General features: G+C 67.4%; 25 protein-coding genes. 2 read left to right on the plus strand and 23 right to left on the minus strand.

What is annotated here, in order from left to right:
* Window positions 1-34 precede the first annotated feature (34 nt).
* The 8 genes from ACW176_RS05025 to rimP form a co-directional block, all read right to left on the minus strand.
* Window positions 35-583, minus strand: coding sequence for a hypothetical protein (locus tag ACW176_RS05025; protein WP_492111121.1), 549 nt, complete (start codon window positions 581-583; stop codon window positions 35-37).
* Window positions 580-1098, minus strand: a complete 519-nt coding sequence (locus tag ACW176_RS05030; RefSeq protein ID WP_419319237.1) for a DUF2939 domain-containing protein — start codon at window positions 1096-1098, stop codon at window positions 580-582. Before ACW176_RS05030 ends, ACW176_RS05025 begins: the two co-directional genes overlap by 4 nt.
* 40 nt (window positions 1099-1138) lie before the next feature.
* Window positions 1139-1552 carry a type II toxin-antitoxin system VapC family toxin gene (locus ACW176_RS05035; protein ID WP_492111122.1) on the minus strand — a complete coding sequence of 138 codons (414 nt, stop codon included), beginning with the start codon at window positions 1550-1552 and terminating at the stop codon, window positions 1139-1141.
* A complete protein-coding gene (locus ACW176_RS05040; protein ID WP_492111123.1) occupies window positions 1549-1818 on the minus strand; it encodes a hypothetical protein in 270 nt (89 codons plus the stop codon). The genes ACW176_RS05035 and ACW176_RS05040 overlap by 4 nt, the downstream gene beginning before the upstream one ends.
* Before the next feature lie 129 nt (window positions 1819-1947).
* The gene (gene infB / locus ACW176_RS05045) at window positions 1948-5061 is read right to left on the minus strand and encodes a translation initiation factor IF-2 (RefSeq protein WP_492111124.1); all 3114 of its coding nucleotides are present in this window, start codon (window positions 5059-5061) and stop codon (window positions 1948-1950) included.
* Window positions 5062-5262: 201 nt separating this feature from the next.
* Entirely contained in the window at window positions 5263-5958 is a 696-nt protein-coding gene (locus ACW176_RS05050) for an RNA-binding protein (protein WP_419319239.1), read from the minus strand.
* Window positions 5959-6012: 54 nt separating this feature from the next.
* Window positions 6013-7725 carry a transcription termination factor NusA gene (gene nusA / locus ACW176_RS05055; protein WP_492111125.1) on the minus strand — a complete coding sequence of 571 codons (1713 nt, stop codon included), beginning with the start codon at window positions 7723-7725 and terminating at the stop codon, window positions 6013-6015.
* 2 nt (window positions 7726-7727) lie between these two features.
* Window positions 7728-8387: a ribosome maturation factor RimP gene (rimP, locus tag ACW176_RS05060; protein WP_492111126.1), complete on the minus strand. Its 660-nt coding sequence runs from the start codon at window positions 8385-8387 to the stop codon at window positions 7728-7730.
* Window positions 8388-8674: 287 nt separating this feature from the next.
* Here rimP and ppa point away from each other — a divergent pair, with 287 nt between their 5' ends.
* On the plus strand, window positions 8675-9208 hold the full coding sequence (gene ppa, locus ACW176_RS05065) for an inorganic diphosphatase (protein WP_062142568.1): 534 nt from the start codon (window positions 8675-8677) through the stop codon (window positions 9206-9208).
* Window positions 9209-9217: 9 nt separating this feature from the next.
* Window positions 9218-9649: a DUF5990 family protein gene (locus ACW176_RS05070; protein WP_492111127.1), complete on the plus strand. Its 432-nt coding sequence runs from the start codon at window positions 9218-9220 to the stop codon at window positions 9647-9649.
* On the opposite strand, the gene trmB is transcribed toward ACW176_RS05070, so the two are convergent.
* From trmB to ACW176_RS05145, 15 genes are all read right to left on the minus strand, one after another.
* The gene (gene trmB, locus ACW176_RS05075; RefSeq protein ID WP_492111128.1) at window positions 9639-10319 is read right to left on the minus strand and encodes a tRNA (guanosine(46)-N7)-methyltransferase TrmB; all 681 of its coding nucleotides are present in this window, start codon (window positions 10317-10319) and stop codon (window positions 9639-9641) included. The genes ACW176_RS05070 and trmB overlap by 11 nt on opposite strands.
* 114 nt (window positions 10320-10433) lie before the next feature.
* Entirely contained in the window at window positions 10434-11657 is a 1224-nt protein-coding gene (metK, locus tag ACW176_RS05080) for a methionine adenosyltransferase (RefSeq protein ID WP_419319243.1), read from the minus strand.
* A 118-nt stretch (window positions 11658-11775) separates the two neighbouring features.
* On the minus strand, window positions 11776-12207 hold the full coding sequence (locus tag ACW176_RS05085) for a helix-turn-helix domain-containing protein (protein ID WP_492111129.1): 432 nt from the start codon (window positions 12205-12207) through the stop codon (window positions 11776-11778).
* 63 nt (window positions 12208-12270) lie between these two features.
* Window positions 12271-13824, minus strand: coding sequence for an apolipoprotein N-acyltransferase (gene lnt, locus ACW176_RS05090; RefSeq protein ID WP_492111130.1), 1554 nt, complete (start codon window positions 13822-13824; stop codon window positions 12271-12273).
* Window positions 13821-14726 (minus strand): hemolysin family protein, encoded by a 906-nt coding sequence (locus ACW176_RS05095; protein ID WP_419319246.1) that lies wholly within the window; start codon window positions 14724-14726, stop codon window positions 13821-13823. Before ACW176_RS05095 ends, lnt begins: the two co-directional genes overlap by 4 nt.
* Window positions 14727-14738: 12 nt before the next feature.
* Window positions 14739-15203, minus strand: a complete 465-nt coding sequence (ybeY, locus tag ACW176_RS05100) for an rRNA maturation RNase YbeY (RefSeq protein WP_492111875.1) — start codon at window positions 15201-15203, stop codon at window positions 14739-14741.
* Window positions 15204-15217: 14 nt separating this feature from the next.
* Complete coding sequence (locus tag ACW176_RS05105) at window positions 15218-16162, minus strand: PhoH family protein (protein WP_419253580.1); 945 nt, start codon at window positions 16160-16162, stop codon at window positions 15218-15220.
* Entirely contained in the window at window positions 16159-17511 is a 1353-nt protein-coding gene (gene miaB, locus ACW176_RS05110) for a tRNA (N6-isopentenyl adenosine(37)-C2)-methylthiotransferase MiaB (RefSeq protein WP_492111131.1), read from the minus strand. Before miaB ends, ACW176_RS05105 begins: the two co-directional genes overlap by 4 nt.
* Window positions 17512-17686: 175 nt before the next feature.
* Window positions 17687-18094 carry a Fur family transcriptional regulator gene (locus ACW176_RS05115; protein ID WP_419253579.1) on the minus strand — a complete coding sequence of 136 codons (408 nt, stop codon included), beginning with the start codon at window positions 18092-18094 and terminating at the stop codon, window positions 17687-17689.
* 45 nt (window positions 18095-18139) lie between these two features.
* The gene (gene rimI / locus ACW176_RS05120; protein ID WP_492111132.1) at window positions 18140-18592 is read right to left on the minus strand and encodes a ribosomal protein S18-alanine N-acetyltransferase; all 453 of its coding nucleotides are present in this window, start codon (window positions 18590-18592) and stop codon (window positions 18140-18142) included.
* Window positions 18589-19224 (minus strand): tRNA (adenosine(37)-N6)-threonylcarbamoyltransferase complex dimerization subunit type 1 TsaB, encoded by a 636-nt coding sequence (gene tsaB / locus ACW176_RS05125; protein ID WP_492111133.1) that lies wholly within the window; start codon window positions 19222-19224, stop codon window positions 18589-18591. The genes rimI and tsaB overlap by 4 nt, the downstream gene beginning before the upstream one ends.
* The gene (locus ACW176_RS05130; RefSeq protein WP_492111134.1) at window positions 19221-19820 is read right to left on the minus strand and encodes a DUF1131 domain-containing protein; all 600 of its coding nucleotides are present in this window, start codon (window positions 19818-19820) and stop codon (window positions 19221-19223) included. The genes tsaB and ACW176_RS05130 overlap by 4 nt, the downstream gene beginning before the upstream one ends.
* 7 nt (window positions 19821-19827) lie before the next feature.
* Window positions 19828-20478: a DUF1131 family protein gene (locus ACW176_RS05135; protein ID WP_492111135.1), complete on the minus strand. Its 651-nt coding sequence runs from the start codon at window positions 20476-20478 to the stop codon at window positions 19828-19830.
* 127 nt (window positions 20479-20605) lie between these two features.
* Window positions 20606-21193, minus strand: coding sequence for a malonic semialdehyde reductase (locus ACW176_RS05140; RefSeq protein WP_492111136.1), 588 nt, complete (start codon window positions 21191-21193; stop codon window positions 20606-20608).
* An 89-nt stretch (window positions 21194-21282) separates the two neighbouring features.
* On the minus strand, window positions 21283-21852 hold the full coding sequence (locus ACW176_RS05145) for a NifU family protein (protein WP_492056105.1): 570 nt from the start codon (window positions 21850-21852) through the stop codon (window positions 21283-21285).
* Window positions 21853-21862: the final 10 nt, after the last annotated feature.

Consider the following 21862-nt stretch of genomic DNA (forward strand, 5'->3'; position numbering starts at 1 on the left):
AGCTTGGCCGCGATCTCACCAGACGACAAGATGTCTAGCGAACGCCGTTCAGGTTGTCGGTCCAGTCTTCCATCGGGTCGGGGCGACGGCCGTCCGGCAGTTTCCATTCCCCGCGCCAGGAGAAGTCCAACGTACCGCACACCCGGGCCGGGCCGGACGACTTTGGATCATCGCCCAGCGCCTGGATGCGCAGGTCGCGGCGCACGGCGATGCGGCTGAAGCTCAGCCACAGTCGCGTCGCGCCGGGGCAGAAGGCGCGGATATAGACCCTGCCCTGCTCGGCCTTGGGGTCGACCTCGTACAGCGCCGCATCGGCGTCGACGCCCTCCAGACCGGCCAGGCCCTTGGGCCCCAGATCGCGGTCCTTGCCCTTGATCAGCAGGCCCTGGGCCGGCACGCCTGTAGCCAGCACCTTGATGGGTCTGGCGCCCATCAGCCCCTGGTCGAACAGCACGGTCAGTCCGGCCCCGGTCAGCCGTTTGGCGTCGGGCGAGATCGGATCATACGAGAACATCCGCCGTTCGGCCTGGGCGGTCGTGGCCAGGGCGCAGGCCGCCAGAATGACCGAGAGTGTCAGTCTCATCGCTTGAAGTGCAGGTTCGCCGCTTGCGGATCAAAGCCGCTCAGCCGCCAGACCGAGCCGTCGCGGGTGAAGGTCAGCAGGCAGGGGCCGTCCTTCTTGGCGGCGCAGACCCGGCCGTCGCCGGTCGGACGCAGAGCGCCGGCGATGGCGACGCGGCCCGGCAGCGGCTTGTCGGGGGTGTAGCCGTAATAGTTGGCGGCGGCGCGGAAGGTCTCGGGCCGGATCAGAGCTTCTCCCGCAATGTCGGCGGCAGGACCGGCCAGGGCGGCGGCGATCGCCATCAGGCTGTTGTCGGCCTTGCGGTTGCGGGCTTCGGCCATCAGCCGCGCCTCGATCTCGTATTTCAGCGCCTGGCGGTCGACATGGGCGTCGAAGGTCGCCCGGTCACGATCGCGGATCGCCGTCAGCAGGGTGTGAACGTCGCCGGCCGCATCGACGCGGTCGACGGTGGCGCAGGCGCTGAGCGACAGGGTCGCGGCCGTCAGGGCGAGAAGGGCTTTGATACGCATGCACAAGGCGTAGCGCCTGAATTGGGCGATTTCCAGTCCGGCGCGCCTAAGCGGTCAGAACGTCGAGACCCCGTCGGCGCGCGGCGGCGACAAGATCCTTGTCGCAGGACGCCATGGTCGCGCCCAGCCGGACCGCCAGTTCGAGATAGGCGGCGTCGTAGAGGGTGAGGTCTTCCTGGCGGGAGATCTTGGCCGTCCCGCCCCAGGCGTGAAGGTCAGTATGGGGGTCTATGGCTATCGGGAGCTCGGACAGAAGCCGCAGAGCCCGATCCGCAAATGCCACGTCACAACGCCCGCGCCTGACCGAATTTCGCAAGACATTGGCTGTTTCGAGCCGCCAAAGAGATGGGACGGTTGCCCCTTCCCTGCCGACCATGCGGATAACATCCTGAGCCACCCGATTGGCTTCGTCCTCGAAGATCGCCGCCATCGTCATTGAGGCGTCGAGAACCAGGATCACCCGCGCCGACCCTCTTCGATCAGCTCGCGGATCGTCACATCGCCCAGCGTCACGCCGCGACTGTTTTCGATCAGCGCCTCGGCGGCCGCCATCGCCTCAGGGCTTCCCTTGATCGGGATTTTCTTGGCGCGGCGGATGACGATATCGCCGTCCTTGGCTTCGATCTCGACCCGCTCACCATCGACCAAGCCAGCAGCGCGCCCCGCGTCCTGCAGACCGCCTGAGGCCATGGCCTCGCCCCATGTTCCGACCGTGATCTGGTTCATGTCCCGGCTCCAACAGGCGACTATCTTGCCACGCCGCGCCATTTCCGTCGAGTTCACCGACCGAAACCGAAAAAGGCGCGGACCTTGCGATCCGCGCCTTTCCGATGGTTTTGAAGCTCAAGTCCGGCCCTAGTCGAGCTGACGCTTGATCTCCTCGACGGTGAAGCACTCGATGGTGTCGCCGACCTTGATGTCCTGGAAGCCGGCGAACATCATGCCGCACTCCTGGCCAGACGGGACCTCGGGGACCTCGTCCTTGAAGCGCTTGAGGGTCTGCAGCGTGCCCAGTTCCAGAACGACGATGTCGTTGCGGATGATCCGGACCTTGGCGCCCTTGCGCACGACACCTTCGGTGACGCGGCAACCGGCGACCTTGCCGACCTTGGAGATGTCGAAGGCTTGCAGCACTTCGGCGTTGCCCAGGAAGGTTTCGCGCTGGATCGGCGCCAGCATGCCCGAGAGCACGCCTTTGATGTCGTCCAGCAGGTCGTAGATGATCGCGTAGTAGCGGATCTCGACACCTTCGCGCTCGGCCAGCGCCCGCGCCTGGGCCGAGGCCCGGACGTTGAAGCCGATGAGCGGCGCGCCGGCGCCCTTGGCCAGCATGACGTCGCTTTCGCTGATCGCACCGGCGCCCGACAGGATGATCCGCGCGCGGACCTCGTCGGTCGACATGGCGTCCAGCGACCCGATGATCGCTTCGGCCGAGCCCTGCACGTCGGCTTTGATGACCAGCGGCAGTTCGCGGTACTTCTTGTCCTGCAGCTTGGCCATCATGTCGGCCATGCTGGTGGCGCCCGCGCCGACCGGATGCAGTGACTTCTCACGCTTCAGGCGGATACGGTACTCGGTCAGCTCGCGAGCGCGGGCCTCGTTCTCGACGACCGCGAAGGGGTCGCCGGGCGAAGGCACGCCATCCAGGCCGAGGATCTCGACCGGGGTGGCGGGACCGGCTTCGGTCAGTTGCTCGTTGCGCTCGTTGAGCAGGGCGCGAACCCGGCCAAACTGGCTGCCGGCCACGACGATGTCGCCGCGCTTCAGCGTGCCGCGCTTGACCAGCACGGTCGAAACCGCGCCGCGACCCTTGTCGAGCTTGGCCTCGATCACGACGCCGTCGGCGACGCGGTCGGGGTTGGCCTTCAGGTCGAGCACTTCGGCCAGCAGGGTGATGCGTTCGATCAGCTCGTCCAGGCCCTGGCCGGTCTTGGCCGAGACCTCGACGATCTGGGTGTCGCCACCCAGGCTTTCGACGACGATTTCGTGTTGCAGCAGCTCGTTGACCACCCGGGTCGGATCCGAGCCCGGCTTGTCCATCTTGTTGACGGCCACGATGATCGGCACTTCAGCGGCGCGGGCGTGTTTGATGGCCTCGATGGTCTGGGGCATCACGCCGTCGTCGCCGGCCACAACCAGGATCACCAGGTCGGTGATGTTGGCGCCGCGAGCCCGCATTTGCGAGAAGGCGGCGTGGCCGGGGGTGTCGAGGAAGGTGATCTTCTCGCCGCCGTCCAGGCGAACCTGGTAGGCGCCGATGTGCTGGGTGATGCCGCCGTGCTCGCCGCCGGCCACATCGGCCTTGCGCAGCGCGTCCAGCAGGCTGGTCTTGCCGTGGTCGACGTGACCCATGACCGTGACCACCGGGGGCCGCGACTCCAGGTGATCGTCGATGTCCTCGGCGCCGATGAAGCCTTCTTCGACGTCAGCTTCCGACACGCGGCGCACGGTGTGACCAAATTCGGTCGCCACCAGCTCGGCGGTGTCGTTGTCGATGACGTCGTTGACCTTCAGCATCACGCCCTGACGCATCAGGAACTTGATGATTTCGACACCGCGCACGGCCATCCGGTTGGACAGCTCCTGCACGGTGATGACGTCGGGAATGACCACTTCGCGAGCGACCTTGACCTGGTCGGCGGGACCGCCGCGACGCTTTTCCTTTTCACGTTCCCGGGCCCGGCGAACCGAGGCCAGCGAACGCATGCGGTCGGCGGAGTCTCCGTCGCCGGCCACGGTCTGGATCGTCAGGCGGCCTTCGCGGCGCATCGGCGCGCCCTTGGCGCGCGACACGGCCTTGCCGGGGGCGGCGGCCTTGCGGCGATCATCATCGTCCTCGGGACGACGGCTGACTTCACCGCCGGGACGCGGGGCCGAACGCATGGCGCGCTGGACTTCGGGCGTCGCCGGAGCGGCGGCCGGAGCGCCAGGACGCGGACCACGCGGCGGACCGCCGGGGCCCGGACGGGCGCCAGGGGCCGGGCGCGGGGCCAGGGCCGAATAACGGACAGTCTGGGTCGGACGATCGCCCTGCGGACGGTCACCCTGAGGCCGGTCGCCCTGCGGACGATCGTTGCGGAAGCCGCCTTCCGGACGCGGGCCACGCGGGGCCGCATCGGCGCGGGGCGCAGCGTCGGGACGCGGCGCGCGCTGGTTGTAAGGACCGTCCTGGCGCGGAGCGCGCTGGTTGAACGGCCGGTCGCCTTGCGGACGATCGCCCTGCGGGGGGCGCTCGCCGGCCGGCGGACGATAGGTGGTGGTCGACGTGCGATCGTCGCGACGTTCGCGGCTGGGCTCGTAGGTGCGGGTCTGGCTGGGCGAAGCCGCAGCAGGACGCGGAGCCTCGGCGCGCGGCGCGGCCGGAGCCGCAGCAACCGGAGCCGCCGGAGCGACGGGTGCAGACGCCTGAACCACCGGAGCTGCGGCGACCGGCGCCGGAGCGACAGGCGCGGCAGCCACCGGAGCCGGAACCACGGGCGCAGCCGGAGCCGCGGCAACGACCGGGGTCGGAGCCGGAGCAGGAGCGGGCTCGGCGGCGGCCTTCGCAGCCGCTGCAGCCTTGGCGGCGGCTTCGCGAGCCGCAGCTTCAGCGGCGCGCGCCTTGGCCTCGTCGGCGACGCGTTGCGTCGCCTGACGGTCCTGGTTCTCGCGGGCCGCCTCGATGGCGCGTTGCCGGGCGCGCATCTCGTCTTGCGAGAGACCGCCTGCCGAATGGCCGCCACCAGAAGACTGGGACGAACGCGGCTCGTTGGTGTGACGGCGCTCGGCCGAGGACGGCGCGGCCAGGTTACCGGCCGGCGCGGCGTGCGGACGGGTCCGCTTGGTTTCGACCACTACCGTCTTGGTGCGGCCGTGGCTGAAGCTTTGCTTCACCACGCCGGCGCTCACCGAGCCCTGGCGGGGCTTCAGTGTGATGGGCGCGCGCCCACCTGGGGTGCCGGGCCGACCGTTATCGTTCTCGTCGCTCATGCGCTCGCTTGTACTTCCGCCGGGAGGAAACCCAGCCAAAAACCGTTCGTTCCATGTGAGAAAGGGGCCCGGACGTACTTCCACGAAAGAAGCGCGTTTCCCGACCCTTTACGCACAAGCGCAGCCCTAAGGGCCACGCTCCACCTTATAGATTCTAGAGCCTTGCGATCAGACCGGCCATGCCGGTGCAATCGAAAGGCTCTAGGGCTCCTCGCGCCAACTCGCCGACCAGGTCGGGGGGAGTAGCGGGCGAAAGCCTGATAACCGCTCGACGTCCAAAGTCCAGCGATCAGTGCCGCGCCCGGCAAGAAGCGCAGTGTGTATCACATTCTCGCCGCCTAAGGCCAAACCCAATTCGTCGGATGTGAACATCCCGAGGATTCGCGGCGTGTTCGGAGCCTTGTAGACGGCGGTCAGCATCTTTCGGCGGCCGTCATCGGCGCCGTCTGACGCCTCGATCAGCCAGGCGGTCTTGCCGGAATTGAGCGCGGCGACGACCTTTTCGAAGCCCGAGATAATGTTTCCCGCCCGCCGCGCAAGGCCCAGGCCATCCAGAACCCGCTTGGCCAGCAAGGCCTCGACCTGGTTGGCCAGGTCGGCGGGGGCCGTCAGCTTGGTCTTGGCCGAACGCGAGAACAGGCCCTTCTTGGCCGCCAGCGTCACGGAGTCGCGGTCGGCTCCGACCCAGATCCCCCGGCCCGGCAGCTTGCGCGCCAGATCGGGCACCACGATGCCGCCGGGACCTTCGACGAAGCGGATCAGCTTGCTCTCGTCGGTCGCCTCGCCCAGCACGACGTCCTTGCGAAGGCGGAAAGCCTCGGCATGGGTCTTGGGCGCATTAGGGTCGACAGGAACGTCGGCGACCTCAACGGCGGGATCTTGGGGCTCTTGGTCCATGGGGCTCTGAAAGACCTCGGCCCTCCCGGAAAGCCGGAAGGGCCGAAGCGTTTCTTAGTCCTGCGTCTCTTCGGCGGCTTCGGTCGGCGTTTCCGCTTCGACTTCCGCTTCAGTCTCGGCTTCAGCCTCGGCTTCGACTTCCGTCTCGGCCTCGCCTTCGGCGTATTCGACCTGTTCCTCGATCTCTTCGTATTCCGGTTCCGGCGGGGCCTCGACCCAGCCCATGACGATCCGGGCGCGCATGATCAGCGCTTCGGCGTCTTCGGGCGACAGGTTGAAGCTTTCCAGAATGCCCGGCTCGCGAACGCGGGCGCCGTCCTTGGTTTCGAACCAGCCGCGCATGTCGTCCGGCACCAGACCGGCCAGATCCTCGACGGTCTTCACATCGCCTTCGCCCAGGGCGACGGCCATGGGCAGGGTGACACCCTCGATCTCGAGCACCGCATCCTCGACGCCGTACTCAACGCGCTTGGCGTCCAGGGCGGCGGCTTCCTTTTCGAGGAATTCGCGGGCCCGGGTCTGCAGCTCGTCGGCGGTCTCGTCGTCGAAGCCTTCGATGGCCGCGATCTCGTGCGGCTCGACATAGGCGACGTCCTCGACGGCCGCGAAGCCTTCGGTGACCAGCAGCTGGGCGATGACTTCGTCGACGTCCAGGGCTTCCTGGAACAGGGCCGTGGTCTCGGTGAACTGCTTCTGACGGCGCTCGCTCTCCTGGCTTTCCGTCATGATGTCGATCTGCCAGCCGGTCAGCTGCGAGGCCAGGCGGACGTTCTGGCCGCGACGGCCGATGGCCAGCGACAGCTGCTCATCAGGCACCACGACTTCGACGCGCTCGTCTTCCTCGTCCATGACGACCTTGGAGACTTCAGCCGGGGCCAGGGCGTTGACGATGAAGGTCGCCTCGTCCTCGGACCACTGGATGATGTCGATCTTTTCGCCCTGCAGCTCGGCCACCACCGCCTGCACGCGCGAACCGCGCATGCCGACGCAGGCGCCGACGGGGTCGATCGAGCCGTCATTGGAGATCACAGCCATCTTGGCGCGCGAGCCCGGGTCGCGGGCGACAGCGCGGATCTCGATGACGCCGTCATAGACTTCCGGCACTTCCTGCGCGAACAGCTTGGCCATGAAGCCGCCGTGGGCGCGCGACAGCATGATTTGCGGGCCCTTGGTCTCGCGACGGACGTCGTAAATATAGGCGCGGATGCGGTCGCCGACGTTGAAGTTCTCGCGCGGGATCGACTGGTCGCGGCGCATGATGCCTTCGCCACGGCCCAGATCGACGATGACATTGCCGTATTCGACGCGCTTGACGCTGCCGTTGATGATCTCGCCGGCGCGATCCTTGTACTCGTCGTACTGGCGCTCGCGTTCGGCTTCGCGAACCTTGTGCATGACGACCTGGCGGGCCATCTGGGTCTGGACGCGGCCGATCTCGAACGGCGGCAGGTCTTCTTCATAGACCTTGCCGATTTCCGCGTCGCGCCAGGTGCGCTTGGCGATCGACAGCTGGACCTGGCCGATTTCGCCCTCGATCTCCTGGTCGTCGCCGACCACGGTGATGATGCGCTTCTGCGAGGTCTCACCGGTCTTGGTGTCGATCTTCACCCGGATGTCGTGCTCGGCGCCGTAACGGGCGCGAGCCGCCTTCTGAAGAGCGTCCTCGATTGCCTCGATGACGACTTCCTTCTCGATGCCCTTTTCGCGCGCGACCGCGTCAGCGATCTGCAGCAGCTCGAGCCGGTTGGCGGAAATGCCGATGGCCATGGTCAGTCCTCTTCACTTTCGGACAGGTCAAAATCTTCGTCTTCGGCGTCGTCGCCGAGATCGTCTTCGTCAGCGTCCTCGCCACCGGCGGCGACGTCATCCTCTTCGGCGTCTCCGCCGTCGGCTGCGACGCGGGCGGCGCGCTGGTCAGCGCCGCGCTTCATCAAGGCGTCGGTCAGCACCAGCTTGGCGTCGACCAGCCACTCGAACGGGAAATAGACGGTGGTGTCGTCCTCGCCCTCGATATTGAGGCCGACCTGGCCGTCCTCGACGCCGGCCAGCTCGCCCTTGAAGCGCTTGCGGCCCTCGGCGACGCGATCCAGCTCGATGCGGACCTCCAGGCCGGCATAGTCGTCGAAATCCTTCAGTCGCGTCAGCGGGCGGTCGACGCCCGGGCTGGAGACTTCCAGAGTGTATTCGCCGCTGATCGGATCGGCGGCGTCGAGAATTTCCGACACGGCGCGCGACAGCTTGGCGCAGTCCTCGACATTCATGTCGCCGCCCGAACCATCGGGCTGCATCGGACGCTCGGCCATGATCTGCAGCCGCCGCGTCTCGGCCCCGCCCATCAGGCGCAGGCGGACGATCTCGAAGCCGACAGTCTCGGCGACGGGATCGAGAATTTCGATCAGATCACGGTCTTCCTGCGTCTTGCCGCGCAACGGATTTCTCAACTCAAAACTGGGCGATCCGGCGCGGGCGCCAAACAGCCAAAGAAAAAGCGGCAGCCTTTCGGGCCGCCGCTCGAAAGCGCACTCAGCGCTGACGGACGATGTAGGGCCTATATAGCGCGATAGGTGAACGGGTGGAAGCCCCCGTGACAGGCCGTCGCCACCGGCCGTCGCGAGCGAGCTTCATGCGCGGCCTCTTTCGCAGTGCAACACTTGTGGCCTATACAGTCGCCGCGCAGGCCCGCCTCCCCGCGGACCCTTTCCACAGAAGAGTCATAATGGACCTCTCCAAGATCGCCACGGGCGTCAACCCGCCCTACGACCTCAACGCTGTCATCGAGATCCCGCAGGGCGGCGAGCCGGTGAAGTACGAGATCGACAAGGCCAGCGGCGCCCTGATGGTCGACCGCTTCCTGCACACGGCGATGTTCTATCCGGCCAATTACGGCTTTATCCCGCACACCCTGGCCGATGACGGCGACCCCGCCGACATCATGGTGGTGGGCCCGACCCCGGTCGTGCCGGGCGCGATCATCCGCTGCCGTCCGATCGGCACCCTGATGATGGTCGACGAGGCCGGTTCGGACGAAAAGATCCTGGCCGTGCCGGTCGACAAGCTGCACCCCTTCTATACGGGCGTGAACAGCTGGCGCGACCTGCCGGTGATCCTCACCGAGCAGATCGCCCACTTCTTCCAGCACTACAAGGATCTGGAAAAGGGCAAGTCGACCAAGATCACCGGCTGGGCTGATCTGGAAGAAACCGCCGACATCATCCGCGCGGCGATCAAGCGCCACGACGACAACTACTAGGCTCGCGCCATGGCCAGGACCGATCTCACCTTGAGGATCATCCTGGCCGACCCGCCCGCTGGCGTGTTTTTCTCGTTGCAAGGCAAGGCGAACGCGCCGGTCGACACCGTCTTGGCCGACGGCGGCGACCTGACCTTCGACATTCCCATCACCCTGACGCCCACCGCGACCGGCCTTCGGCCCGGCGGACCGTTGCTGCGCGCCGATGGTCGCGGCCGTTTCGTCTATGTCGCCTCGGGCGCCCAGGCCAGTTGCGCCGCGGCGTCCGGCTCGGGCCGGCGCGCCAAGATCTATCTGAACACCCTGTCCGACGATCTGGCGCTGGCGGCCGCCCAGGCCGGAGACGTTCTGCAGGCCCGGATCGCCGGTCGCGCGCGCGATGGCGGCGCGGCCTGCGCGACCGTCCCGCTGCTTCAGACCTGGACCCGCGTCAGACCCTGACGAAATCCAGGAACACCGGCGCGCAGTCGCCCAGCTTCTTTTCCTCGTAGCGCGTGGTCACATGATCGGCGGGCGGGGCGTTGCGGTCGGCCGTTTCGCTCTCGAAGCGGAAGGCCGGATCGGCCAGCACCCGCTCGATGGTCCACTCGGCATAGTCGGCCCAGTCGGTGGCGAAGCGCAGGCGGCCGCCAGACTTCAGAACACGGGCCAGTTCCGCCACCACCGCCGGCTGGATCAGCCGGCGCTTGTTGTGCCGCGCCTTGTGCCAGGGGTCGGGGAACATGATGAAGACCCGCGTCAGACAGGCGTCGGGCAGCCAGCCGATCACGTCGCGGGCGTCGCCCTCGTGGATGCGGACGTTCTTGAGCGCCTGCTCCTCGATGTGACGCACCGCGCTGGCCACGCCGTTGACGAAGGGCTCGGCCCCGATGATCAGGGCGTGCGGATGGCGACCGGCCTGGGCGGCCATGTGCTCGCCGCCGCCGAAACCGATTTCGAGCCAGGTCTCGGTGGTCTCGGGCGCCAGGTCGCGCGGCTCGAACGGCGCCTCGGGCACGGCGATTTCGGGCAGCAGGGTGTCGAGCAGGGCCTGTTGGCGCGGCTTCACCGGCCGCGACTTGATGCGGCCGAACGTGCGCAGGGGCCCGTGGGGAATGGGAGCGGAGGTCATGGGGCGGCGTCTTAGCCGTCATCCGGGTGCGAGGCCAGCAGAACGACCCCAAACGAAAGCGGGCCCCGATCGCATGATCGAGGCCCGCTTCAAACAATCAGGAGAGGCTGAGGCTTACGCCAGGCCCTTCAACTCGCCGACCAGGTCGGTCTTCTCCCACGAGAAGCCGCCTTCGTTGTCCGGCGTGCGGCCGAAGTGGCCATAGGCGGCGGTGCGGGCATAGATCGGCTTGTTCAGCTGCAGGTGCTCGCGGATGCCGCGCGGGGTGGCCCCGCCGATCAGGGTGGGCAGCAGCTTTTCCAGCACGGCCGGATCGACCTTGCCCGTGCCGTGCAGATCAACGTGGAACGACACCGGCTGGGCCACGCCGATCGCATAGGCGATCTGGATGGTGCAGCGGTCGGCCAGGCCGGCCGCCACGACGTTCTTGGCCAGGTAGCGGCAGGCATAGGCGGCCGAACGGTCGACCTTGGTCGGATCCTTGCCCGAGAACGCGCCGCCGCCGTGCGGGGCCGCGCCGCCGTAGGTGTCGACGATGATCTTGCGACCAGTGACGCCGGCGTCGCCGTCGGGGCCACCGATCTCGAAGCGGCCGGTCGGATTGACCAGCCACTGGGTCTTCTTGGTGATCAGGCCTTCGGGGAAGATCGGCAGGATGTGCGGCTTGATCAGGTCCAGCACGCGCTTGGAGGTCGCGGCCTTGCCGTCGATCTTCTTCTTGTGCTGGTGGCTGACCACGATCGAGACGACCCGGACCGGCTTGCCGTTACCGTCATATTCCAGGGTGACCTGGCTCTTGGCGTCGGGCTCCAGCGCCGACAGCTCGCCGCTGTGGCGCAGCTTGGCCAGGCGGCTGAGGATGTTGTGGCTGTACTGCAGGGTGGCCGGCATCAGCTCCGGGGTCTCGGTGCTGGCATAGCCGAACATGATGCCCTGGTCGCCGGCGCCCTCGTCCTTCTTGTCGCTGGCGTCAACGCCCTGGGCGATGTGCGCCGACTGGCCGTGCAGGTAGTTGGCGAACTTGGCCTTCTCCCAGTGGAAGCCCTTTTGCTCGTAGCCGATGTCCTTGATCGCGGCCCGCACCTTGGGCTCCAGCGATTTGAGGATGTCCTTGGTCAGCTGCTTGTTGGCGGCCTTGTCGCCATCGGGCTTTCCGGCCCGGACTTCGCCGGCCAGCACGATGCGGTTGGTGGTGACCAGGGTCTCGCACGCCACGCGGGCTTCGGGATCGGCGGTCAGGAAGGCGTCGACCACCGTGTCGCTGATCCGGTCGGCAACCTTGTCGGGGTGGCCTTCGGAGACGCTCTCGCTGGTAAAGATGTAGGACGAACGGCTCAAGGGACAGCTCCGGCCATGGAAACGGCGGAAATGGACGACAGGTCCATCCCGCTAGCCGGACAGCATATAAAGATATGTTTATGTCGGCAAGTCGCGCCGATCGTCGCGGGTCTTGGCGTTATGCGTCGCTCTCGGCCACGTCCTCATCGGCCATCGAGCGGACCAGGTCGAGGATCCGGCGGCGCACCTTGGCCCGGGAGATCTTGGGGAACAGGCTGGCCAGCTCCAGACCCTCGGGCGTCATCAGGAAATCGTGGACGAACTGCTCCGAACCGGTTTCGGCCAGACCCCCGGATTCGGTCGGATCGGCCAGACCCTCAAAGAAATAGGCCACCGACGACTGCAGGCTTCGGGCGATCTCATACAGCTTGCTGGCGCTGACCCGATTGGCCCCACGCTCGTACTTCTGCACCTGCTGGAAGGTCAGGCCCAGATCTTCAGCCAGTCGTTCCTGGCTCACGCCCAGGATCTTGCGGCGCATGCGAATGCGCGCGCCGACGTGCAGATCGATCGGGTTGGGCTGACGGTCTTGGTCGGGAGGAGAGCTCATGCCTACGCTTGATAGCTAAAATTGCGGTTTTTATTCAGCCTGTGTCTAACAAATCGGTAACAATTAATAGCCCCCACCCGCTTTTGAGCGAAAGCCGGCGAGCATCGAGAGCCCGAGCAATAGCATGAACAGGCTGTCGCCAAGCCGGGCATAGGGTGTGATTTTACCCACATTCGGTAAAGAGCCGTCGATAACGCCGGTTTCTCCCAGACTCAGCCGGGCCTCGCGCACGATCTCGCCTCTGGCGTCGATGAGCGCCGAGACGCCCGTGGGCGTGGCGCGGATGATCGGAACCCCGGTTTCTATGGCCCGATAGCTGGCCAGATTGAGATGCTGCAGCGGCCCGGACGTGACGCCGAACCAGGCGTCGTTCGACACATTGATCAGGGCCCGCACCCTGGGATCGGGTCTGGCCAGGCCCGGAAACAGGCTCTCGTAGCAGATCAGCGGCTGGACGATCAGGTCGGGCGAAACCCGCAGCGGGGCCGGGCGCGGCCCGGTGGCGAAGCCGTCGCCCAGATGGGCCAGGCTTTTGACGCCCAGCTTGGTCAGCAGGGCGTCCATCGGCAGATATTCGCCAAAGGGCACCAGCCGGTGCTTGTCATAGATGCCGACCAGCTCGATGTCGGTCGCGGTGCGCTTCAGGGCGATCAGGCTGTTGTAGTAGATCGGCTTGTCGGGCGATCCGTCATAGCGATAGCCGCCGATCAGCAGCAGCTGACCCGGTTGCAGGGCGTCGACGATCGCCTGGCGCACCCAGGTTCCGGGGGCCAGATAGTCATTGATGGCGGCCGGCAGGGCGCCTTCGGGCCAGACGACGAGGGTGGCCGGCTTGCCGCTCGCATAGGGCCTGGCGGTCAGCGAAACATAGGCCTGGACCACCTGGGCAAAGCGATCGGCGTCCCACTTGGCCTCCTGCTGGATGTTGGCCTGAACGATGCGGACGGTCGGGGAAGAGGCGCTCACCGCCGGCCCCGCCGGAATCCAGCCGTTGATGTACAGCGCCGCCAGCGCGGCGGCGGCGGCGGCGATCGCCTTGCGGCCCGCCAGGCCCTCGCGCCAGACGGCCGGCGCGGCGGCGATGGCCAGGGTGATCCAGGTCAGGCCGTAGGCGCCGACCAGGGCGGCGGCCTGGGACGGGGCCGAGCCGGCCTTCCAGGTCTCGCCCGGCAGGTTCCACGGAAAGCCGGTCAGCACATGACCGCGCGCCCACTCCAGCGCCGCGAAGGCGCCGGCGAAGACCAGGATGCGGCGCACGCCCGCCGGTCGGACCAGGCGATAGATGACAGCGGCGACGCCCCAGAACAGGGCCAGTCCCCCCGCCATGGCGGCGACCGCGAACGGCGCCATCCAGCCCTGATTGGCGGCGTCGACCATGAAGGCCTCGCCGATCCACCAGGTGCCGAGCCCGAAATAGCCCAGGCCCGCCAGCCAGCCGCGCAGGAAGGCCGCGCGCAGCGGCTGAGGCCCTTCGATCGTGTCGAGCAGCCACAGCAGCAGGGCGTAGCCCAGCAGGCCCGGCAGCACGCCGAACGGCGGATGGGCCAGGGCGGCGACCAGGCCGGCCAGCAGGGCCAGCCCGCGCTCACGCCACAGCGCAGCGAGCCTGAAGTTCACGAGGCGGCGGCTTCCGCCGGCTGCGCCGCCGCGCCCGGGACGGCGGCGGGCCGCACCCGCACCCGTCGAACCCGGCGCGGATCGGCCTCGACCACTTCCAGGTCATAGCCGTGCGGATGGGCGATCACCTCGCCCCGCTGCGGCACGCGGCCGGCCAGGGCCACGACCAGGCCGGCGACGGTGTCGATGTCTTCTTCCATGTCGGGCGGCGCCAGTTCACGGCCAAGCGCCGCTTCCAGCTCCTCGAGCGGCGCGCGGGCGTCGGCCTCGAACACCCCGCCGGGCCGGGCCACGATGCCCGCGACGGTGGCGTCGTCGTGCTCGTCATCGATCTCGCCGACCACCGCCTCGATCAGGTCTTCCATGGTCACCAGCCCATCGGTGCCGCCGAATTCGTCGATGACCAGGGCCAGATGGATGCGGCCGGTGCGCATGCGCAGCAGCAGATCCGCGGCCCGCATCGAGGCGGGCACATAGAGGGCCTCGCGCCGCACCTTGTGCAGGACGATGTCGGCCGCGGCCGGGCGGTTGTCGCCTGCGGCCAGCAGCCGGAACACGTCCTTGACGTGAACCACGCCAATCGGGTCGTCGAGAGTCTCGCGATAGATCGGCATCCGCGAGTGTTCGGCTTCGGTGAACTGGGCGATCAGGGCTTCGAACGGTGTCGACAGCTCGACCGAGACGATATCGGCGCGGGGCGTCATCACGTCGGCGACGCGGAGGGTCTTGAAGGCCTCGGCCTGATCGACGATGTCGACCGCGCCGTCCTGGACCGGCTCGGCCGGCCGGACCAGCTCGACCGGAGCCGACAGTCGCTTGCGCATCTTGCGGAAAAACGCCCGCAAGCCCCGGCTCTGTCGAGCTGGACCGGCGGGCTGTGGACTAGAGTCGTCGCTTGGCATGGCCTTGGAGAACTATCCCTGCTCGGGGGCGTAAGGATCGGGGGCGTAAGGATCGGGCACGTCCAGCGTGGCCAGGATCTCGCGTTCCAGGGCCTCCATGGACTCAGCCTCTTCGTCGCCTTCGTGGTCGTATCCTAAGAGATGCAGCACCCCATGCGCCACCAGATGTTGCAAATGGTGGGCAAAAGGCTTGCCCTGCTCGATCGCCTCGCGCTGGCAGACTCCGAACGCCAGGGCGATGTCGCCGATCTGACCTTCGGGATTTGGGGGCGAGGGGAAGGACAGGACGTTGGTGGCGTAGTCCTTCTGGCGGAAGTCGCGGTTCAGGGCCTGGACGCTGTCGTCATCGGCCAGCAGGATCACGATCCCCTGACCTTCGATGTCCTGATGCGCGTCCAGCACCGCCTGGGCGGCGCGCCAGACCAGGGCCTCGGTTTCAGGCTCGGCCTGAAGCCAGGCCTGATCCTCGATCTCGATGTCTACGGTGATGGTCATCGCGTCGTCGTCTGCAGGGCGTCGGCGTCATAGGCCCGAACGATGCGTTCGACCAACGGGTGACGCACCACGTCGGCGGCAGTGAAGCGCGAGACTGAAACCCCCTCGACCCCTTCCAGGATCGAGACGGCGTGGGCCAGGCCGGAGTCGCGGGGATTGAGCAGGTCGATCTGGGTCGGGTCGCCCGTCACCACCATGCGCGAGCCCTCGCCCAGCCGGGTCAGGACCATCTTCATCTGCAGACGCGAGCAATTCTGGGCCTCGTCGACGATGACAAACGCATGCGCCAGGGTGCGGCCGCGCATGAAGGCGATCGGGGCGACCTCGATCTCCAGCTTCTCGCGACGGCGGCGCAGCTGGTCGGCGCCCATGATGTCGGTCAGAGCCTCCCAGACCGGGGCCATATAGGGATCGACCTTCTCGTTCAGGTCGCCCGGCAGAAAGCCCAGCTTTTCGCCGGCCTCGACGGCGGGGCGGGTGACGATCAGGCGATCGACCTCGCCGCGCAGCAGCATGCCGGCCCCGTGCGCCACGGCCAGGAAGGTCTTGCCGGTGCCCGCCGGACCCAGGCCAAACGACAGCGGATGGCTGCCCATGGCTTCCATATAGCGGGCCTGGCCCTTGGTCTTGGGCGACACCGAACCCTTGCGCACGGTGCGGGCCGAGGCCTGACCACCGGTGCTCTGGGCCTCGCCCACGGCGATACGGATGTCGGCCTCGACAATCTGTTCGCCGGCGTCAGCGCGGTCGGCCAGATCCCGCAGCGCCCGCTTGGCGCCGGTGCGGCCCTTGACGTCGCCGGTGATGGTGACGCCGCCACCTGGCGTCTCAATGAGCACCCTGAAGGCGTCCTCGATCAGGGCCGCATGACGGCCATGGGGACCGGAGACGGCGTGAACCGCGTCGTCCGACAGCGGCATAAACTCAGGGGTGCGACTCAAGCGGGCTCCAGGATGGAAGACGTTTCCAGCACGCCGCCCAGGCTCATCTTGGCGGCGGTTTCGATACGGACGGCAACGATGGTTCCCAGCAGGTGCTCGCCGCCTTCGGCGTGAACCGCCTGCAGATAGGGACTGCGGCCGACGATCTGGCCGGCATGGCGCCCGGCCTTCTCGAACAGCACGGGCATGGTCTTGCCCACCTGGCCGGCATTGAAGGCCTTTTGCTGCACGTCCAGCAGCTGGTTCAGGCGCTCCAGGCGCTCGGCCTTAACGGCTTCGTCGACCTGGCCGGTCATGGCCGAGGCCGGGGTGCCGGGGCGGCGCGAATATTTGAACGAGAAGGCGCTGGCGAAGCCGACCTCGCGGACCAGCTCCAGGGTCTTTTCGAAATCGCCGTCACGCTCGCCGGGGAAGCCGACGATGAAGTCGCCGCTCATGGCGATGTCAGGCCGCGCAAGGCGGATCTTCTCGATCAGCTTCACATAGCTTTCGGCCGTGTGGTCGCGGTTCATGGCCTTGAGGATCTTGTCGCTGCCCGCCTGCACCGGCAGGTGCAGATAGGGCATCAGCTCGGGCAGCTCGCCATGGGCCTCGATCAGGTCATCGCCCATGTCGCGGGGATGGCTGGTGGTGTAGCGGATGCGGTCAAGGCCATCGATCTTGGCCAGCTGACGCACCAGCTTGGCCAGGGTCGAGCCGTCGCCATTAAAGGCGTTGACGTTCTGGCCCAGCAGGGTGACCTCGCGCACGCCCTGAGCGGCCAGGCGCCGGGCTTCCTCGAGGATGTCGTTGACCGGCCGCGACCACTCGCCGCCGCGCGTATAGGGCACCACGCAGAAGGTGCAGAACTTGTCGCAGCCCTCCTGCACGGTCAGGAAGGCGGTGACGCCGTTGACCTGGCGCTCGGCCGGCAGGGCGTCGAACTTCTCGTCAGCGGCGAAGCTGGTCGACAGCCGCTCGCCGGTGGCCCGGTGGGCGCGGGCGATCAGCTCGGGCAGCTGGTGATAGGATTGCGGCCCGACCACCAGATCGACCGCCTTCTGGCGATGCATGATCTCCTTGCCCTCGGCCTGGGCCACGCAGCCAGCCACGGCGATGGTCATGCGTCCGCCATCCGCCGCCTTGCGATCCTTCATCAGCTTGATCTGGCCAAGCTCCGAATAGACCTTCTCGGTGGCCTTTTCGCGGATGTGGCAGGTGTTGAGCACCACCAGATCGGCGCCTTCGGGATCATTGACCACGCCATAGCCCAGCGGACGCAGGACATCGGCCATGCGCTCGCTGTCATAGACGTTCATCTGACAGCCGTAGGTCTTGATATAGAGGCGCTTTTGCGGGGTCTCGCTCATGGGCGAGGTTATGGGGGCGTGAGGCCCGACGTGCAAGGACATGGGCGCCACACTGGAGATCCTCCCCCTCTGGGGGAGGTGGCCCAGAGGGCCGGAGGGGGCTGGCTCGGCCCAGGCCCAGAAGGCCCCCTCAGTCGCCTCGCGACAGCTCCCCCAAAGGGGGAGCAGCTCACGATCAATCCTCGATCGGAACGCCGTACAGTTCCAGCCGGTGATCCACCAGCTTGTAGCCCAGCTTGCGCGCGATGGCGTTCTGCAGGGCCTCGATCTCCTCGTCCACGAACTCGACGACCTTGCCGGTCTTCATGTCGATCAGGTGGTCGTGGTGATGGCTGGGGGTTTCTTCATAGCGCGAGCGGCCGTCGCGGAAGTCGTGGCGCTCGATGATGCCGCTCTCTTCGAACAGGCGGACCGTCCGATAGACGGTGGCGATCGAGATATGCGGATCGACCGCGTGGGCGCGGCGGTGCAGCTCTTCCACATCCGGGTGATCGTCGGCGGCCGACAGCACGCGCGCGATCACGCGGCGCTGGTCGGTCATGCGCATGCCCTTATCGATGCAGAGCTTTTCAAGTCGATCCAAGGCGGCGCCTCCGTCTGAGTCGATGGCAGGATAGGCGGTGAGCCCTTAAGTGTTAAGCGCCCGCCGCATGACAATCGCGTCCCTAGCGCCATCCGGATGGGGATAATAGCCCTTGCGCAGCCCAACCCGGGCAAAGCCGGTCGCCGCATAGAGGGCGATGGCGGCCGTGTTGTCGGACGCCACCTCCAGGAACATGGCTTCAGAGCCGGTTTCGGTCGCGATCCCGGCCGCCATTTCGACCAGGGCGCCGCCCCAGCCGCGACGACGGGCGGCGGGGTCGACAGCGATGGTCAGGATCTCGGCCTCGCCGGCGATCGAGCGGCACAGGATGAAGCCCTTCTCGACGGCCGGCTCGCCCGCCTCGCCCATGACGGCGAAGACTCCGGGCGACTTCAGCAACTCTTCGAATTCCAGAGCGCTCCACGGCCGGGGAAAGGCGCGGTCGTGCAGATCAGCCAGGATGAAACAGGCCTCCAGGCCCACGGGACGCAGGATCATGAGGCTGGAAGGGTGGCGTAGGGCGCGCGCAGATACAGCGGCCGGGGCGAATGGGTCGGCGCGGGCCGGGCGGCGGCTAGTCGCGCCACGGCGACCGGATCGGGAAAGGCCGGGGTGAGGATCGCAGCCTTCGGGAAGGTTTCAGCCAGCAGCGGCGCGCCAGACCCGATCAGGGTCACGGCCTGTCCGCCATGCAGTTCGGCCAGCCGCGCGGCGGCGAAGCCCAGGTCAAGGGCGTCGGGGGCCATCAGGGCGACCCGGCCGTCGAAGATTTGCAGATAGACCTGGCTCATCCGCGCATCGAGCACGGCGGCGACGAAGCCCGGCGTTCCAAAGGCCAGGGCCTCCAGCGTGCTGACCCCCACGCAGGGGATCGACAGCGCCGTCGCCAGGCCCTTGGCGAAGGCCAGACCCACGCGCAGGCCGGTGAACGAGCCGGGACCGACCGTGACGCCGATCCGGGTAAGGTCGGAAAACGCCACGCCGGCTTCCAGCGCGACCTCGCGGGCCAGAACGCCGATGCGTTCCTGGTGGCCCCGGGTCATGGGCTCGCTGCGCGAGGCCAGCACCCGGTCGCCGTCCAGGATCGCGACCGAGCTGGCGCCCAGGCAGGTGTCGATGGCCAGGATCATGCGCCGCCCCCGTTCGGAGCGTAGCCGCCCGCGCCGCTCTTCCAGATGAAGTCGCGCAAGGTGGCCTTGGCCAGCACCTCGGTCGGCGGCAACGCATCCGTGGTCCAGCCGGGAACCTCAAACACATAGCGCAGAACGGACTCGCCGGGCTGGGTGCAGATCACGGCGTGGCGATAGGCGTCCTGGCCCATCCAGCAGCGCTTGGGGGGCACGTCCAGCCGGGTCCAGGGCATGCCGAAGACCTCGCCGCGCGGTCCGGTCGCCAATCGTCCGGCGATATGGATCTCGCCGACCGTGGTCAGGCCTGGCTCGCCGAGGATTTTCAGCATCGTCACGCCGTCGCGGGCGACAGTGATGACCGAGCCGTCCGTCGCGACCCGGTCGTTCGGAAACAGGGCCTGGATCGCCTCGGCCCTGAACGGGGTCTGGGCCATGATCGGCCCGACGGCGTACTCGTCGAGCGCCAGCAGGGAGCCCGTCCCGGCTGCGGGTGCGGCGGCGGACGGGGGCGATGCCGGCGGTGCGGGCTTGTCCGCCGGACCACAGGCGGCGAGCAGCGCCAGCGGAACGGCGATCAGGGCGAGGGGCAAGCGCATGAGACGATCAGGCCGCGCCGACGGCGGCGACCTCGGCCGGCCGCCAGACGAAACCGTTCAGCTGGCCCTTGGCGTTCAGCGTCCCGACCGGCGGCAGGCCGCCCTTGGTCCATCCCGGCACGCCGATCAGATAGGCGACATTGGGCGCCTCGGGCCGGACGCAGACCACGGTGTTGATGTCACGCCCCTCGCCGGCCCGGCAGTTGGCGATGTCCAGATCCAGCGCCGACCACTGGGTCAGCAGGGTCTCGTCCTTGGGGCCGCGCACGTCGCCGCCTTCCAGACGGATCGAGCCCAGATCGCCATCCTCGCCCTTGGAGACCTCCATCAGCGGGGTCTGGTTCAGCTCGACGTTGATGATCGGCTGGGGCCGGCCGGTTCCGAGGTGCAGGAAGGCCTGGGCGACCACCGCCCTGGGGAACAGCACCTTGAAGGTCGGCAGGTCGAACGCCGTGGCGGCGGTAATCGGGCCGACGCCGTCAACGCCGACGGTCAGGGGGCCATCGACATAGGGTTTGACCATCACCGCGACAGAGCTGCTCTTGCCAGACTCGGCGGAGGGCGGGGCAGCGCCAGCCTCGGCGGCCTTCTTTTCCGCCGGACCGCAGGCGGCGAGCAGCAGGAGCGGCAGGGCGATAAGGGCAAGGCGCTGGATCATGGGTTGGTTTTAGCGCGTGTGCTCCAGATGCACAAAGAACCCGTCACCTCCGGTCGCCGAAACGACCGGAGGATCAGGTCGGGCCGATCCATACTCACGCGGACCGGCCAAAAACTGTGGCGCGAGATCAGACGATTTGGGCGGCTTCCTCGAAATCGAGGCGCGGGCTGCGCGGGAAGAGACCCTCTTCCGTGCCGTAGCCGATCGAAGCAATGAAATTGGACTTTATGTTGGTGCCCGCGAAGAATTCCGCGTCGACGCCCGCATTGTCGAAGCCCGACATCGCGCCGACGTCCAGGCCCAGGGCCCGGGCGGCGAGGATGAAATAGCCGCCCTGCAGCGAGCTGTTGCGGAACGCGCCCCACTCCTTGGCCACGGGGTCACCGAACCAGGTCTTGGCGCCGGGGGCGTGCGGGAACAGCTTGTCGAGGGTCTCGGGGAAGTCGAGGTCGTAGCCGATGATCACCGTGGCCGGGGCCTGCAGGATCTTGGGGCCATTCGAACCCGACGACAGCGCCGCCAGCTTGGCCTTGGCTTCCGGGCTCGTCACGAAGATGAAGCGCGCCGGGGTCGAGTTGGCGGCGGTGGGGCCGAACTTCACAAGGTCATAGAGCTCGCGCAGCAGGCTTTCCGGCAGCGGATCGGTCTTCCAGCCATTGCGCGTCCGCGCCTGCGTAAACAGTTGGGCGAGCGCCGGAGCGTCGAGCTTGGCCATTTGCGATCCTCAAGGAAGCTATCAGCAACTTGTATGGTTGCAATATAGGCTTGCGAGACGGGCGCGCAAGCCGCAGGGCGGGGAAATTCCTAGAGGGTCTGCTCGACCCGGGTGACCTCGGGCACATAGTGCTTGAGCATGTTCTCGACGCCGGACTTCAGGGTCGCCGACGAGGACGGGCAGCCCGAGCAGGCGCCGCGCATGTGCAGCCAGACCACGCCAGTGGCGGGCTCGAACTTGCTGAACACGATGTCGCCGCCGTCCTGGGCCACGGCCGGACGAATGCGGGTGTCGAGCAGTTCCTTGATCTCGGCGACGATCTGGCTGGTTTCCGCGTCATAGACGCCGTCGTCGTCGTGACCACTCTCCGTGGCGTCCAGCAGCAGGGGCCGGCCGCTGGTGAAATGGTCCATGATCGCCGCCAGGATCGGCGCCTTCAGATGCGGCCACTCGGCGTCCGGATCCTTGGTCACGGTCAGGAATTCGGGACCGAAAAATACCCGTGTCACGTCGCCCAGCTGGAACAGGGCCTTGGCCAGCGGCGAGGACTCGCCCTCTTCCGGCGTCTTGAACTCGCGCGCGCCCTCACCCAGCACTTCACGGCCGGGCAGGAACTTCAGCACCTCGGGATTGGGCGTGGTTTCGGTCTGGATGAACATGGCGGAGAGA

The sequence above is a fragment of the Caulobacter sp. FV1ye13L genome (assembly GCF_058681155.1).